The following is a 16,842-nucleotide window of genomic DNA, read 5'->3' as shown; positions in this document are numbered from 1 at the left end:
ACTTACACAATCACCAGAAAAGTCAATGCACGCACGAACACACCGCCGGACGTTATTACTCCTCTCCATCCTGTACTTCCAGCGGATATAGCGGAGATACCTACTGCACAGACTGTAATGAAACACTTTCCTATGGTTATACCATTTCCGCATACGGTCATGACTATGACAACGGCGTTATCACTACAGAACCAACTACAGAAACTGACGGAATCATAACTTACACCTGTAAACGATGCAAACATCAGGATACAAAAAACCTCGGTAAAGCTTGGTGACGGGGAACCTTACATTGAGGGAAGTTTTCAGAAGAAAGGCTGGGATGCTGTCAATGATCTGATTAAGGCTTCCAAAGAAAAGGATACCATCTCCATTATCATGAATGGTGCCAGGACACTTCCTGCTTCTGTTTTATCCGGGATAAAAGGAAAAGATATTTCCCTGAATCTCGATATGGAGAATGGTTTCATCTGGAAGATCAATGGTACTTCCATTACAACAGAAACACCTGCAGATACCGATCTTTCTGTTACAAACACAGCAGAGCATATCCCGGCAGCATTATACAGCCTGATCTCCACAAACCAGAATGATTTCGGTTTCCATCTTGGAAGAAACGGAGCTTTCGATTTCCCGGCTGTGCTTTCCGTAAAGGCAGATGCCTCCTGTGCAGGACTTATGGCAAATCTGTTCTGGTATGATGTTGAGAATGGGGTTCTGCAGTGTATCCAGACTGTAACTGTAGGCGGTGCATTTGAGCGCAGTATTCCATATGCCGACTTTACGCTTTCCAAAGGACAGGATTATTTCATAGCATTTGGTACAGAATCTCTCAATGGCAGAGTCATTCACACAGACGGAAGTATCACAGATGAAAACGGTGCATACCTGCGACCTGCAAACACAAAGATTTCCAGCTATTCCATTGACAGAAACAAGCTCACTGTCAGACTTTCCAAAGGATGTGCCGGCGCTCAGGGTTATGACTTCGCGATCAGCAAGAAATCAGATATGCTCAAAACCGGAAAGTTCAGCAAAACAGTTTCCTCATCCGGCAAGCCACAGGCATCTTTCAGATATCTTTCAAAAGGTACCTGGTATGTGGCAGCCCGAAGCTGGGTTCTGGATGCACAGGGCAATAAGGTCTATGGTTCCTGGACAAAGATCAAGAAGATCAAGATCACTGTTGTCACACCACAGCAGCCAAAGATCAGGAATATTACTGTAGAAGGAAACACTGTGACTGTTACTTACACAAAATGCAAAAATGCCACAGGTTATGAAATCCTGCTTGGAAACAAATATAAGACTTCCGCAGGTGAGAAATATCCGGTTAAGAAATATCTGAAACGTACAGAAGGCAAAAATACCGTAACTGTAACCTTTACAAACGTAAAGAAAGGTACCTGGTATGTGGCAGTACGTTCCTGGAATAAGACCTCTAAGGATAAATCCAGAGTTTACAGTCCATATTCCGCAATGAAGAAATTCAAGACAAAGAAATAGGTTCTCTTTCTTAGATGTTACAGTGAAATGATAAAACATGATATCATCTGAATATATAAAAGCAGGGCAGAAACAGTTTTAATGCTGTTTCTGCCCTGCTTTTGTCTGATTTCCATGGGAATTTTTACATTGCATTTTTGTCTTTCCGTCTGGGATTTTTATTAACTATTGGTTAGTTTTTTTCGTTCCAGTAATCTGTTTTTTGCTTCAGATCAATATTTTTACTGAAAAATACAGGATTCTTTTTCTGCTGAATCTGTATTTCGTAATCTTTTAATGTTTTTACTACAGTATTGGACAGTATCAGGATCACCGGAATGTTGATCAACGCCATTACCCCCATTAATACGTCGGAGATATGCCACAGTAATGTCATTTCCATACCTGCACCCCAAAATACCGCCAATGCTGATACAATGCGAAATCCTGTCATAAATTTCCTGTCTGGTTGTTTTTTATGAATATAAGTCAGCAGATTGTCACAATAGAAACAATTTCCCAATAATGTGGTGAAAGCAAATAATACCATGGCGATCATGATAAAATATGGGCCAAAAGAACCAAGTGTCTTGTGAAGTGCTGCCTGCACCCATGGTGCACCCTGAAGTTCTTTAGCAGGTATCACACCAGATACCAGACACATCATGGCAGTTGCAGTACACAATAATAATGTGTCAATAAACACAGACAACATTTGTACAAGTCCCTGCTTGACCGGATGGCTGACTACTGCAGACGCTGCTGCATTTGGTGCAGAACCAATACCTGCTTCATTGGAATACAGACCTCTTCGGATTCCCTGCATCATGGCCGATCCGGCAAAACCGGCAAAAATGGCTTTAAAGTCAAATGCTTCTTTGAAAATCTGTGCCATGACTGACGGAAGCTGTCCGATGTTCAATACTACGACCAACAGAGATACCAGAATATATGCAATTCCCATAAATGGAACCAGGGTAGAGGTTACTTTCACAATTCTGTTACCGCCACCCAGCAGACACCATCCCATTACCAGTGACAGAATTCCTCCAATGATCCAGGGCGTAATCTCTGCATTGTAAAATGGCTGGCTGGCAAAGGTAGACTGAAGATTGTAAGAAGCCAGCATATTAAATCCAAATGCATAAGTCAGGATCATGGCTATACAGAAAACAACAGCCAATCCTCTGCTGTGCAGTGCTGCTTCTATATAATAAGCCGGACCACCATAACACTTGCCATCTTCCCCTTTTTTCTTATATATCTGTGCCAGTGTGCTTTCTGCCAAAGCTGATGCACTGCCAAGAATGGCAATGATCCACATCCAGAACACGGAGCCTACACCACCGATGCAGATAGCGGAAGAGACTCCAACAATGTTGCCTGTCCCTACACGAGATGCCGTAGAGACCATCAGTGCCTGAAAGGATGACACACTTTCTTTTCCCTCTGGCTTCTCCATTACAGCATTACAGGCTTTCCGGAATAAACGTACCTGCGGAAATCTGGTCCGAATAGTAAAATAGATACCGGAACCAATTAATATCACAATCAGCAATTTGCTGTAAAGAAATGTGTTGATTGTGTCAATGATCGTTTCGAACATAAATTCTCCTCTCAACAGAAATTTTATCATAAGTTACTGTTCTGTACATGACAGATACATCGGGCAAAAAACCCAGATTATTACTATGATACAATATTTTTGCTTCTTTGAAAAGGAAATCTTTCATTGCATAAAAATTACAGTTGGAGCTTTTTGATATAATTATCCAAAAAATGGAAAAGTAATTCCTATCGAGATCAAGCGGGATAAGCTTACTTTGTCATTCCTGATACGGAATCCCCTAACACCAATGTACCTGCAATGTTGAAGGTATTCTATTTTCCACAGATTACAGAACCGAAAGAAAAATATGTTAAACTAAAAAAAATGCCAGAGGAGGAAATGCCTTATGATAAGAAAACAACTCTTAATCGGAATACTGGCAGCTATGACTGTCGCACTGCCAGCTGTCGGCATATATGCCGTTTCCGCAAAAGCCAGTGAAATCCAAAGCAGCAATGAAGACACGGTGTCCGGTAATAAAGGAGCCAGTATCGACAAAGCCGTAACATTACAGAATTCCGTAAAAATGACAGACCAAATCTCTGCGGCAGTCAATGGGGAAAATATTATGTTCAGTCCCACAAGCCTTAATTTTGCGCTGGGCATGATCGCAGCAGGTGCAAAAGGAGAGACAAAAGAAGTTCTATGTAATTACCTGGGAACCGATGATTTTGCATCCTATGCAAAGGAATATCTGAACAAGATTAAAGAATATAATACTGAAGATGAGAGTTACGGATATAAGTCAAAATTAAAGATTGCAGATGCAGTCTGGGTGGATAATAATCTGACATTACAGGAAGAATTTAAAAATTCAGTAACGAACGGTTTTGGGGCTGAAGTGGAAAATGTAGATTTTTCCGCTGCAGAGAAAACATGTGGTATCATTAATTCCTGGTGTGACAAAAATACGGAAGGGCTGATCCCGAAAATCATAACCCCGGATCAGATCAATGATACTACCGGACTGTGCTTAACTAATTCACTGTATTTTGAGTCCGGATGGAGTGGAGAACCCTGGAATGTTTCTGATACAGAAGAGAAGTTTGGAAACAATGAAAAGACAAAATACATGACCTGTGCCGGAGACAGGTATTATGAAAATGATAAGGCAACAGCATTTGACAGGGAGTATGCAAACGGACTGAGTTTTGTCGGAATCCTGCCTGTCGATGAAGGCGATTTTACACTTGAGGATCTGGATATTGGTGGACTTCTGAAATCTCAGCCAGAGTATGACGAAGTACAATGTAAGATGCCAAAACTTGATTTTGAGACTACCGCCATCCTAAATGACATACTCTCAAGCCTGGGGCTTGATAATATATTTTCCAGCAACGCTGATTTCTCCGGTATTGCAGACAAAAATGTAAATGTAGATACGATACTGCAGAAAACAAAACTGGAACTGGATGAAAATGGCACGAAAGCAGCAGCAGTGACAGCAGTTATCATGGAATGTATGTCAGCTGTAGAGGAGAAAGAACCAGTTATAAAAAATGTGGAACTCACTCGTCCTTTTGCCTTCCTGATCTATGACAGGAGCAATGACGAAATACTATTTATGGGAAAAGTAATGACAGTTTCCTGATGAAAAGGGGATGCCATGCGTGGCATCCCTCTTCATGAATTATTTTTTTCTGTTCTCAAAATAAACAAAACGGTCAATTGCATCCAGAATATCTTTAAAAGTATCCCTTGGAGCCTCCTCTATATAGGATTTGAGGATTTCAGTTTCGTTTTTACGGAATCTTCCGTAAAAGATATCATATAAATTATGTCCGCGGAGACAGATACGGATTTCTTCCATATGTTCTCTGATATCTGTAGTATTTTTGAGAGCATGGCCGATCATTTCTGTGAGATGCTGACCGCTTTTTAATTTGTATAGATATTCATTCCACTTTTTCAACAGGATTTCGTAGAAATCATCCTCACTTTTTATCACTCCGATTTTTTCCATTATCTTCGGATCCAGGAAATAATTCTCAAAGGAATAATACTTCAGGATCAGAACATTTTCCCGAGTCACACGCGGCAGTCTGTCCATATCCTCACGGTTACGAGCCTCATAATACCTGCACAGGGAAGAAGCCAGTTCTTCTGCATCTTTACCATCCCCATCCCGGATCATCAGGAAATTATCACGCAGATATGTCTGATTGATATATTTAAGATTGGCATAAGTTTTTATGTTAGTGCAGCTGTTAGTAGAAATAATGGAAATCCTTGACAAATTTCCTTTCTGATCGTAAATTTCAGAATAATATTTTTCCAGAAGCAGTGGCAGCCGGCTTTTGTCCTGTTTACCTTCCACAATAAAGACAAAGCTGACATTCAGAAGGTCACTGGCAGTAAATCCCAGATCATCCAGGATTGCAGAAAGATTTGTATGGCTTCGGATCACTGAATATCCATCCTCATCCAAAACCATCTGACGAATCTGCCTGCTGTTAAACTGGAACAGCAGATTTGGGGAATGTGTTGTAAAAATAACCTGGCTTTTTCTGGAAAGTCTGTACAGAATTTCACTGGATTTCTTCTGTAAGGTAGGGTGCAGGAAAATCTCCGGATCTTCCATAAGAATCATTCCAGGGACACGTTCTTCATCCTCCAGATAGGATTCCAGCAGAGAAAGCATATAAATACTGCGCATTCCTTTTCCCAGAGAAGAAATATGTTCCGGTACGTGCGACTCTTTTGACTCCAGATATGCATTTACCTGAAAAATCCTGTCTGTATTGCAGGTCAATTCATAACAGATGGTTCCAGATGTACCGCCGTTTTTATGAAAGTTTTCGTTGACTCGCTGAGAAAAACTGTCAAGATTCAGTTGGTACAATTTATATTCTAAAAGTTTCTCAGTCTCAAAAGCATTTAGCTGAGACGGCATTTTTTGATTTATCAGTCCGATACAGGAAAAACAGTGATTGCATTTCTTGGAACGGTCACAAAAGGCAGCAGTCGGCGCGCATCTGATTCAGCAGATCATCTTCCATAAATGATAAGAGACTATCCTGAATTCCGTTCAGATCACGTTGACTGTCCAGATAATATATCTTTGGAAAAACTTCTCGAATGGCAGGATTGTTTTTGTGATATCCATCCGACAATCGAATACGCCCATTGTAATTAGCAATGTAGGAAAATGTCAGCATATTACCTTTATAGGATGGGAGCTTTTTCTGAAATTCCCTCATCCAGATTTCCATTCTCCGGTAGGAACTGACTTTACGGAGTCTGTGAAGAAGTTCCAGGTCTTCCTGTGTGATTTCAAGAGTGATATCAATCTCTATATTTTGTTTTTTTTCATTAAAATCAGTTTCTGCAATCTCGTATTGCCCGCCTACTGCGCAGAGCGCGCAGAGAACTGCTGTTTTCCACGTTATTTTTTCCAACCAGTATTAAGGCATTTTCTATATCACAGATTTCAAGACTGCGAATGTATCGGAAGTTTTTAATGTGAAGTTTCTGGATACGCATAAGATTCCCTCTCTTTTTTACAGAATTGTACGATTTTTATAAAAATCAAAGACTATTCTGATAGATTTCCATATATGAGAATACTATAATTATAGCATCTGCAAAAGTAAAAAATCAATCGGAAACAATGTAGTTCTTGCATCTTCTATTTATTCATGTTAAAATCTTAAGATGTCAAAAATACAATATATATGAGATAAAAAACAGTAGTGAGCTGTTATGAAGATAGGAGATAACAATTAAATGGCAATGAGTCCGATGATGCAGGAATACTGCAAGACAAAGGAACAATATAAAGACTGCATTCTATTTTACCGTCTGGGAGATTTTTATGAAATGTTTTTTGATGATGCATTGCTTGTCACCAGGGAACTGGAGATTACCCTTACAGGAAAGGACTGCGGATTAGAGGAGAGGGCACCCATGTGTGGTGTCCCTTATCATGCTGCGGAGACTTATATTAATCGTCTGATCGAGCGGGGTCATAAGGTAGCAATCTGTGAGCAGGTAGAGGATCCTAAAAAAGCCAAAGGACTGGTAAAGCGTGAGGTTGTAAGGATCGTAACCCCAGGAACCACATTGGATGCTGCTGCTCTTGATGAGACAAAGAATAATTACCTGATGTCTATTGTGTCTATGGAAGAACATTTCGGATGCGCTATTGCAGACATTACAACAGGTGACTGTTTCCTTACTGAGGTGGACAAACCTCAGAAACTTCTTGATGAGATCAATAAATTTGTTCCTGCAGAGATTATCTGTAATGATTCTTTTTATATGTCTAATATAGATACAGATGACTTGCAGAACCGTCTTGGGATTTGTGTTTTTTCATTGGATTCCTGGTATTTCGATGACGAGTTGTGCCGCCGCACACTAAAAAATCATTTTCATGTAGGTTCTCTGGAGGGATTGGGCGTTGGTGATTATGACTGCGGGATCATTGCTGCAGGAGCTCTTTTCTTATATCTGAAAGAAACCCAGAAAACAGCCTTGTCCCATATGACAACTATCCGTCCCTATGCAGCAGAAAAGTATATGCTGATTGACAGCTCCAGCCGCAGGAATCTTGAACTTGTAGAAACATTACGTGAAAAACAGAAAAGAGGTTCTCTTCTCTGGGTACTGGATAAGACAAAGACTGCCATGGGTGCCAGAACACTTCGCAGTTATGTAGAACAGCCATTGATCGACAGAGATGAGATCGAGGAACGTCTTGAGGCGTTGGAAGAGTTAAATAAAAATGGAATGCTTCGCGACGAGATCAGGGAATATCTGGGACCTGTCTATGATCTGGAACGACTGATCAGCCGTATCAGTTATAAGTCAGCTAATCCGCGGGATCTGATCGCTTTTGCTTCTTCACTGGAAATGCTTCCATATATAAAACAGGTATTAAAAGAATTTAAGACTCCCCTGCTTCAGAAAATTTATGAAGATATGGACTCTCTGGAAGATGTAACAGATCTGATTAAACGTGCCATCGTGGAAGATCCGCCTCTTGCACAGAAGGATGGCGGTATTATCAAAGAAGGTTATAATGAAGATGTAGATAAATTCCGCCGTTCCAGGACAGATGGTAAGAAATGGCTTTCAGAACTGGAAGCAAGGGAACGTGAGCGTACCGGTATCAAGACAATGAAGATTAAATATAATCGTGTATTTGGTTATTCACTGGAGGTTACCAATACATTTAAAGACCAGGTACCTGACAACTATATTCGTAAGCAGACACTTTCTAATGCAGAACGTTACATTACACAGGAATTGAAGGAATTGGAAGATTTAATTCTTGGTGCAGAGGACAAGCTTTATGCGCTGGAATATGAATTATTCTGTAGTGTGCGTGATACTGTCGGTAAAGAGGTTGTGCGTATTCAGAAAACAGCCAAGGCAGTAGCCGCATTAGATGTGTTTGCTTCTCTTGCACTGGTTGCAGAACGAAATCATTTTGTGCGTCCAAAAACAAACACAACAGGTGTGATTGACATCAAGAATGGCCGTCATCCGGTTGTAGAGCAGATGATTGAGAACGATATGTTTATTGCAAATGATACATATCTGGACAACCATAAAAAAAGGGTATCCATTATCACAGGTCCAAATATGGCAGGTAAGTCTACATATATGAGACAGACTGCCCTGATCGTACTGATGGCACAGATCGGAAGCTTTGTCCCTGCTGAAAAAGCAAACATCGGAATTGTTGATAGAATCTTTACACGTGTAGGTGCATCAGATGACCTGGCAAGTGGTCAGAGTACATTTATGGTGGAGATGACAGAAGTTGCCAATATTTTGAGAAATGCAACTGCAAGAAGCCTTCTGATCCTTGATGAGATTGGACGTGGTACGAGTACTTTCGATGGACTTGCCATTGCGTGGGCGGTAATCGAACATATCAGCAACACCAAGCTCTGTGGTGCCAAGACTTTATTTGCAACTCATTATCATGAGCTTACCGAGTTGGAGGGAAAAATCCCAGGAGTGAATAACTACTGTATCGCAGTCAAAGAAAAAGGAGACGATATCGTATTCTTACGTAAAATTGTTCAGGGTGGTGCAGATAAGAGCTATGGTATTCAGGTTGCCAAGCTGGCAGGTGTGCCTGATTCTGTAATCCAGCGTGCGAAGGAACTGGTAGAGGAGCTCAGTGATGCGGATATTACGGCAGCAGTAAAGGATTTAACCACGACGAAAAAGAAGAAGCCGGTATATGATCAGATGGATATGGCACAGATGTCCCTGTTTGATACCGTTAAAGATGATGACATCATAGAAGAAATCAAGGGTCTTGATATGGGAAATATGACTCCTATCGAGGCAATGAACACACTTTATAACCTGCAAAACAAGATTAAGAACAGATGGTGATAAAAGTTGAGAAAAATTGCAGTATTAGACCAGCAGACCATAGATAAGATCGCTGCCGGTGAGGTGGTGGAACGTCCGTCCTCCATTGTGAAGGAGCTTGTGGAGAATGCAATTGATGCAGGAGCAACTGCTGTAACAGTGGAGATCACAGACGGCGGCAAAAAGATGATACGTATCACAGATAATGGCGGGGGTATGGAAAGAGATCAGGTACCCCTGGCATTTTTGCGTCATGCCACCAGTAAGATTGAGAAGGTTGAGGATTTGGAACACATTGCGTCTCTTGGATTTCGCGGTGAGGCTTTGTCCAGTATTGCCGCTGTTGCACAGGTGGAACTGATCACAAAGACCCCATCTGCATTAAGCGGAGTCCGCTATGTGATCAATGGTGGTGTACAGGAGTCTTTAGAGGATATGGGGGCTCCGGAAGGAACTACTTTCCTGGTAAGAAATCTTTTTTACAATACACCTGCAAGAAGCAAGTTTCTGAAATCAGATACTACGGAGGGAAATTATGTCAGCACTTTGATGGAGCAGCTGGCATTGTCCCATCCTGAGATTTCTTTTAAATATATCCAGAATAAACAGGTGAAGCTTCACACATCCGGTAATTACAATATAAAAGATGTGATCTATAATATATATGGAAGAGATATTACCAAAGCACTTCTTGAAGTATCCTACGAGAATGATTTCATGAAGATTGAGGGTTTTGTGGGAAAACCGGAGATTTCCAGAGGCAACCGTACTTTTGAGAATTACTATATTAACGGACGTTTTGTAAAAAACAGGATCATTGCAAAGGGAATCGAGGATGCCTATAAGGGATTTCTCATGCAGCATAAGTTTCCCTTTGTTTCTCTTCATATCCAGATGGAGGGAAATGATCTGGACGTAAATGTACATCCAAGTAAGATGGAAGTACGGTTTGCCAGAGGAACGGAAGTTTACGATGCCGTTTATGAGACGGTTCATAAGGCGCTTACTACGCGGGAAATGATCCAGACAGTTCCTTTTGGAAAAGAGGAATCTGTAAGAAAACAGTCTTCTTTAGTAAAACCGGGAGATATACCGGAGCCATTTGAAATGAAACGTCGTGCTGAAATGCCGGAGTATCGAACACAAGTATCGAACACAGTTAATCGTACTTCGAATGTGTCGATAAAAGGCAATGATAGGACAGTATCTGCACCAGGTACTGCTATGGATAAAAAACAGATTTCTTCTTATTCAACACTTCCGCGAGGAACTATCACTATGGCGGAACAGGCAGTACGTGAGCAAAAGATTTATCAGACAAAAGATCCTTTTACAAAAGCAGAGGAGAAGCTTTTCGAAGGAACAATAAACGACAAAAATATACATGAAAAACAGCCCGACGCAATGCAGGTAAATATGTCACAGAAAGCAACTGTTTCTGTGAATAAAAATGTAGTGGATTCAAATGAGAATGCAGAAACCTGTGATGAAAGTGCTGAAAGAGTACAGGAAGTAGAGAAAGAGCAAAAACCACAACAGTTAGAATTGTTTGAAGAGAAACTTCTGGCCCCTGAATCCAGAAGCCGTCATCAGCTGATCGGTCAGATTTTTGATACGTACTGGCTTGTACAATTTGAAGACAGATTTTTTATCATAGATCAGCATGCGGCTCATGAGAAGGTCTATTACGAACGTTTTGTTAAAAGATTTCGTGAGCAGACGATAGAATCCCAGTATCTTTCTCCTCCACTGATCGTATCCCTGAATCTTCAGGAAGAGGCATTGCTTGAAACAAACAGAAAATATTTTGAAGATTTTGGTTTTGAGATCGAGCCATTTGGAGGTAAGGAATATTGCATTAATGCCGTACCGACCAATCTCTATGGGCTGGATGAGGAAGAATTGTTTCTGGAAATGCTGGATAATCTTGCATCTGAGAAAGATAAAGATCCCCTTGGAATCTTTGCTTCCAGACTTGCAACGATGGCGTGTAAGGCCGCAGTAAAGGGAAACCATCAGATGTCTGTTCAAGAGGCAAATATGTTGATTGATGAGCTTCTGACCTTGGATAATCCTTATCATTGTCCACATGGACGCCCGACGATTATTTCCATGACAAAGACAGAACTGGAAAAGAAATTTAAACGTATTGTATAATGTGTGTTATTATGTATGCAGTGAACAGGGATTATACTGTTTTTATTTTAATATAAGGAGTTACTATGAAAAAGCCATTGATTGTTCTTACCGGACCGACGGCAGCAGGAAAAACTCATCTCTCTATTGCGCTTGCCAAAGCGGTAAACGGTGAAATTATTTCCGCAGATTCCATGCAGGTATATAAATATATGGATATTGGCTCTGCTAAGATTCGTCAGGAAGAAATGCAGGGAGTGAAGCATTATCTGGTAGATGAACTGCTGCCTGAAGAAGAGTTTCATATTGTAAAGTTTCAGCAGATGGCAAAAGCCGCCATGAAAGAGATTTATGCAAAAGGAAAGATTCCGATTCTGGTAGGTGGAACCGGGTTTTATATACAGGCAATTACCAAAGATATTGATTTTACTCAGGCAGAGCAGGAAGACGGATACCGTCAGGAACTGGAACAGCTTGCAGCAGAGAAAGGAAATGAATATCTTCATCAGATGCTGCTGGAGGTTGATCCTGTCAGTGCAAAAGAAATTCATGCCAATAATGTAAAACGTGTGATTCGTGCCCTGGAATTTTATCATCAGAATCATTTTCCGATTTCAGCTCATAACCAGGAGCAGAAAGAACACGAGACGCCATACAATCTGGCATATTTTGTTCTGAATGTCCCCAGAGATCTTCTTTATAAACGTATTGATGACCGTATTGATGAAATGCTTGAGAAGGGACTTCTTGAGGAAGTACAGAAACTGAAAAGTATGGGCTACCACAGAGGAATGGTTTCCATGCAGGGACTGGGCTATAAAGAAATCCTTGCATATCTGGATGGGGAATATCCTCTGGAAGAGGCAGTACGAATCCTTAAAAGAGATACCAGACACTTCGCCAAGCGCCAGCTTACCTGGTTTCGCAGAGAAAAAGATACGATTTGGATGAATAAAGATGAATTTGACTATAATGAAGATTTGATTCTTGAAAAAATGTTGGAAATTTGTCGTGAAAGAGAGATTTTATAAATAACATTGATTCAGTTAAATTTTTATTTGCAGTATTAGATTAAGAGATTACAGACTATAAAATATATGAGGAATAAACAGATTATGAAAGAAATGTATGCACAGCTTGGAATCTCCTCTGAAGTTTACGACTTCGGTCATGAAATTGAGGAATCCCTGAAAGAAAGATTTGATAAATTTGATAAAACAGCAGAATACAACCAGATGAAGGTGCTTCTTGCCATGCAGAAGAACAAGGTAAGCGCAGAATGCTTCGGAAGTTCTTCTGGTTACGGATATGATGATATCGGACGTGAGACACTTGAGAAAGTTTATGCAGATACTTTCCATACAGAGGCATGTCTGGTGCGTCCACAGATTACATGCGGTACTCATGCACTGGCAATTGCGCTGTTTGGCAATCTTCGTCCAGGTGATGAACTTCTTGCACCGGCAGGAAAACCATACGATACACTGGAAGAAGTGATTGGTATTCGTCCGTCAAAAGGTTCTCTTGCAGAATATGGTGTAAGCTATCGTCAGGTAGAACTTCTGGAAGATGGAACTTTTGATTATGACAGTATTCGCAAGGCAATCAATGAAAAAACCCGCCTTGTTGAAATTCAGCGTTCTAAGGGGTATCAGACACGTCCATCTTTCTCTGTAAAGCAGATTGGAGAACTGATTGCTTTTGTTAAGAGTATCAAACCGGATGTTATCTGCATGGTAGACAACTGTTATGGTGAGTTCGTAGATACGATCGAACCAAGTGACGTAGGGGCAGATATGGTTGTTGGCTCGCTGATCAAAAATCCGGGCGGCGGACTTGCTCCAATTGGCGGATATATTGCAGGTACCAAAGAATGTGTGGAGAATGCCTCTTACAGAATGACTTGTCCGGGACTTGGAAGTGAAGTAGGTGCAACTCTTGGAGTGAACCGCTCATTTTTTCAGGGATTTTTCCTTGCACCAATGGTTACCAAGGGTGCATTAAAAGGTGCTGTTTTTGCGGCAAATATTTATGAAAGATTAGGATTCCCTGTGATTCCGAATTCTACAGAGGAACGTCAGGATATTATCCAGGCAGTAAGCCTTGGAACACCGGATGGGTTAATTGCTTTCTGCAAAGGTATTCAGGCGGCAGCGCCGGTTGACAGCTACGTAGATCCGGAACCGTGGGATATGCCGGGATATGACAGTCAGGTTATTATGGCAGCAGGAGCATTTGTCCAGGGATCTTCTATTGAACTCTCGGCAGATGGTCCGATGAAACCACCATATGCAGTATACTTCCAGGGTGGACTTACCTGGGAACATGCAAAACTTGGTGTGCTGATGTCTCTGCAGAAAATGGTAGATAAAGGTCTTGTGACTTTAAAATAATAAATGGCTGAGGGTGGACTATGAAAAAGAGGCAGGTAGTGATCATAGGTGCTGGCGCTTCAGGACTGATGGCGGCGATTATGGCGGCCAGAAACGGGGCGGCGGTCACTGTTCTGGAACAAAATGAAAAGCCGGGAAAAAAAATCTGTGCGACAGGAAATGGTAAATGTAATTTTTCAAATCTTGTGATGCCAGATGATGCATACAGAGGGAAGCATCCCGAGTTTGTAAATCATGCGCTGGCACAGTTTTCTGTCAAAGATACGGTGGAATTTTTTAAAAAACTGGGAATTTTTCCGTTGGATAAGAATGGATACCTGTATCCGAGAAGTAATCAGGCACAGAGCGTTGTAGATGTGTTATGCATGGAAGCATCCAATCTGGGTATAAAAATAAAGACAAACGAACAGGTTATTGCGATAGAGACAGAGAAGAACGGCAGAAACTTTCAGGTTCTGACAAAAGGATGGCACTATGAGGCGGATGCTCTTATACTTGCCAATGGTTCGAAGGCTTCCTCTATTTCTGGTTCAGATGGAAGTGGATATGAACTTGCAGAGAGTTTAAAACACCACATTATTCCGGTTTACCCGGCTTTGACGGCATTAAAATGTAAAGGGCCTGCCTTTAAAGTGTGGGCTGGCGTACGTACGGAAGGAGAAGTTTCACTTTTTATAGACGGAAAATTTTACAAATCGGAGAGAGGCGAACTTCAGCTTACGGAATACGGAATATCCGGCATTCCTGTATTTCAGATCAGTACTTATGCAATTCGTGCTGTCAGAGATGGTCATAAAGTAGCATTACGTATAAATTTCATGCCAGAGTTATCCGAAGAAGAATTAAAACAATTGTTACACTCACGAAAAAAAGCGTGTCCATATAAAAATGAAAAAGAACTTTTAGTCGGTCTTTTCCCGGAAAAACTGATAAAGGTTCTTACTTCCCAGAAACATTTAATCTCCGCAATAAAGGAATTTCCGCTTGAGGTTCAGGATGGAATGTCATTTTCTCAGGCGCAGGTTTGTTCCGGAGGTGTAGATACGATTCAGGTGAATGATCATACTATGGAATCAAAATTTTGCAGAAATTTGTATTTCGCAGGGGAACTTCTGGATATTGATGGTACATGTGGGGGATATAATCTACAGTGGGCATGGAGCAGCGGAGCAGTTGCCGGTATTAATGCTGCAAAGGAGGATAAAAAATGATTCGAATTTCACAGCTTAAGCTTCCAATCACACATACACAGGCACAACTTGAAAAGAAAATTTTAAAGACGCTAAAGAACCCAGGAAGTAGTTTCACTTATGAGATAAAGAAACAGTCTTTAGACTGCCGACATAAGAATGATAAGATTTTTGTATATACAATCGATGTAAAAATCAAAGATGAGCAGAAAATTGTTAAAAAAGTTAACAATAACAATGTTATGTTAGCTAAAGAAAAACAATATCAGTTTCCAAAGCCAGGTGAAACACCACTAATACATCCACCGGTAATCGTAGGAAGCGGTCCTGCCGGACTTTTCTGTGGATGGTATCTTGCGAAGGCAGGATATTGTCCCGTTATCCTTGAAAGAGGCGAAGAGGCAGATAAACGTCAGAAAACCGTAGAGAACTTCTGGAAGAATGGAGTTCTTGATCCTGAATCCAATGTACAATTTGGAGAAGGCGGTGCCGGTACTTTTTCAGATGGAAAACTGAATACCCTTGTTAAGGATCCTTATGGACGCAACCATGAAGTGCTGAAGCGCTTTGTTGCTGCCGGTGCGCCGGAGGAGATTATTTATCAGCAGAAACCTCATCTGGGAACCGATGTCCTGGTGGGAATCGTTGAGAAAATGCGCCATGAGATAGAGGATATGGGCGGAAAATTCTGCTTTCGTTCAAAAGTGACAGATCTTATTTTTGAGAATGGTGCGCTGAAAGAAGTGGAGATAAACAACAGTGAAAAAATCCCGGCTGAAGTTTGTGTGCTTGCTCTTGGGCATAGCGCAAGAGATACCTTTGAGATGCTTCAGAAACGTGGCGTTTATATGGAACCGAAATCGTTTGCCGTAGGACTGCGTATCGAGCATCCACAGGAAATGATCAATATGGATCTGTATGGAGAACCGGAGAATGAACTGCTTGGGGCTGCCAGCTACAAAGTAACTCATAAATGTGAGAACGGCAGAGGTGTTTACTCTTTCTGTATGTGTCCTGGTGGATATGTAGTAAATGCATCTTCTGAGCCTGGACGCCTTGCTGTTAACGGTATGAGTTATCAGGCGCGTGACTCCAGAAATGCCAACAGTGCAATGATCGTGACAGTCACACCTGAGGATTTTCCGGAAAAAGGAGCACTTGGCGGCGTAGAATTTCAGCGTGATCTGGAAAGAAAAGCCTGGGAACTTGGAAAAGGTAAGATTCCTGTTCAGCTATTTGGGGATTTCTGCAAAAATCAGTCAAGCGAAGCATTGGGAGACGTTTTGCCATGTATGAAAGGAGAATATACTTTGGCAAATGTCCGTTCTATTCTGCCAAAGGCTGTAGGTGATTCGATAGAAGAAGGTGTGAAATTTTTTGGAAAAAGAATCTCCGGATTTGACAGAGAAGATGCACTTCTCAGTGGTATAGAAAGCCGTACCTCTTCTCCTGTAAGAATTGTGCGCGATCAGGAACTTGTGGCAAATATAGGAGGAATTTACCCTTGTGGTGAGGGCGCAGGGTATGCAGGCGGAATTACAAGCGCAGCTATGGACGGAATAAAAGTTGCGGAGACAGTGTGCAGAAAATATGCAATTACAAAGTAGCTGACAGAATATGTAATATAACATTGCTACACATAAAGTTCACATAAAAACTTTGGGAGGAGAGTGTACATCTCTCCTCTTTTATG

At 41.2% G+C, this 16,842-nt stretch carries 10 protein-coding genes and 1 pseudogene; 9 read left to right on the top strand and 2 right to left on the bottom strand.

The genetic code is table 11. The features are described from left to right. The coding region (locus AC058W_RS00850; protein WP_479389564.1) for a hypothetical protein at positions 1 to 278 on the top strand (278 nt) is incomplete at its 5' end. A 100-nt stretch (positions 279 to 378) separates the two neighbouring features. After that, a complete protein-coding gene (locus AC058W_RS00845; RefSeq protein WP_479389563.1) occupies positions 379 to 1,506 on the top strand; it encodes a hypothetical protein in 1,128 nt (375 codons plus the stop codon). 172 nt (positions 1,507 to 1,678) lie between these two features. Here AC058W_RS00845 and AC058W_RS00840 read toward each other — a convergent pair whose 3' ends face one another. Further along, complete coding sequence (locus AC058W_RS00840; RefSeq protein WP_479389562.1) at positions 1,679 to 3,091, bottom strand: alanine/glycine:cation symporter family protein; 1,413 nt, start codon at positions 3,089 to 3,091, stop codon at positions 1,679 to 1,681. 349 nt (positions 3,092 to 3,440) lie between these two features. On the opposite strand from AC058W_RS00840, the gene AC058W_RS00835 reads away from it, so the two are divergent. Next, the gene (locus AC058W_RS00835) at positions 3,441 to 4,685 is read left to right on the top strand and encodes a serpin family protein (RefSeq protein WP_479389561.1); all 1,245 of its coding nucleotides are present in this window, start codon (positions 3,441 to 3,443) and stop codon (positions 4,683 to 4,685) included. A 39-nt stretch (positions 4,686 to 4,724) separates the two neighbouring features. Here AC058W_RS00835 and AC058W_RS00830 read toward each other — a convergent pair. Then, positions 4,725 to 6,577, bottom strand: a pseudogene (locus AC058W_RS00830) (ATP-dependent nuclease). Positions 6,578 to 6,820: 243 nt separating this feature from the next. Here AC058W_RS00830 and mutS point away from each other — a divergent pair. The 6 genes from mutS to AC058W_RS00800 all read left to right on the top strand — a co-directional run bounded on the left by mutS (position 6,821) and on the right by AC058W_RS00800 (position 16,756). After that, positions 6,821 to 9,451 carry a DNA mismatch repair protein MutS gene (mutS, locus tag AC058W_RS00825; protein ID WP_117844386.1) on the top strand — a complete coding sequence of 877 codons (2,631 nt, stop codon included), beginning with the start codon at positions 6,821 to 6,823 and terminating at the stop codon, positions 9,449 to 9,451. A gap of 6 nt (positions 9,452 to 9,457) precedes the next feature. Further along, positions 9,458 to 11,587 carry a DNA mismatch repair endonuclease MutL gene (gene mutL, locus AC058W_RS00820; protein ID WP_117844385.1) on the top strand — a complete coding sequence of 710 codons (2,130 nt, stop codon included), beginning with the start codon at positions 9,458 to 9,460 and terminating at the stop codon, positions 11,585 to 11,587. 65 nt (positions 11,588 to 11,652) lie between these two features. Beyond that, the gene (miaA, locus tag AC058W_RS00815) at positions 11,653 to 12,597 is read left to right on the top strand and encodes a tRNA (adenosine(37)-N6)-dimethylallyltransferase MiaA (RefSeq protein WP_117677417.1); all 945 of its coding nucleotides are present in this window, start codon (positions 11,653 to 11,655) and stop codon (positions 12,595 to 12,597) included. An 84-nt stretch (positions 12,598 to 12,681) separates the two neighbouring features. Further along, entirely contained in the window at positions 12,682 to 13,959 is a 1,278-nt protein-coding gene (locus AC058W_RS00810) for a methionine gamma-lyase family protein (protein ID WP_117677416.1), read from the top strand. Between the two features lie 20 nt (positions 13,960 to 13,979). Further along, on the top strand, positions 13,980 to 15,170 hold the full coding sequence (locus AC058W_RS00805) for a BaiN/RdsA family NAD(P)/FAD-dependent oxidoreductase (protein ID WP_117677415.1): 1,191 nt from the start codon (positions 13,980 to 13,982) through the stop codon (positions 15,168 to 15,170). Beyond that, complete coding sequence (locus AC058W_RS00800; RefSeq protein ID WP_117677414.1) at positions 15,167 to 16,756, top strand: NAD(P)/FAD-dependent oxidoreductase; 1,590 nt, start codon at positions 15,167 to 15,169, stop codon at positions 16,754 to 16,756. The genes AC058W_RS00805 and AC058W_RS00800 overlap by 4 nt, the downstream gene beginning before the upstream one ends. Positions 16,757 to 16,842 lie beyond the last annotated feature (86 nt).

This window comes from Blautia sp. CGZ-1-C1 (genome assembly GCF_056504575.1).
This window is presented reverse-complemented; position numbering and strand designations above follow the sequence as displayed.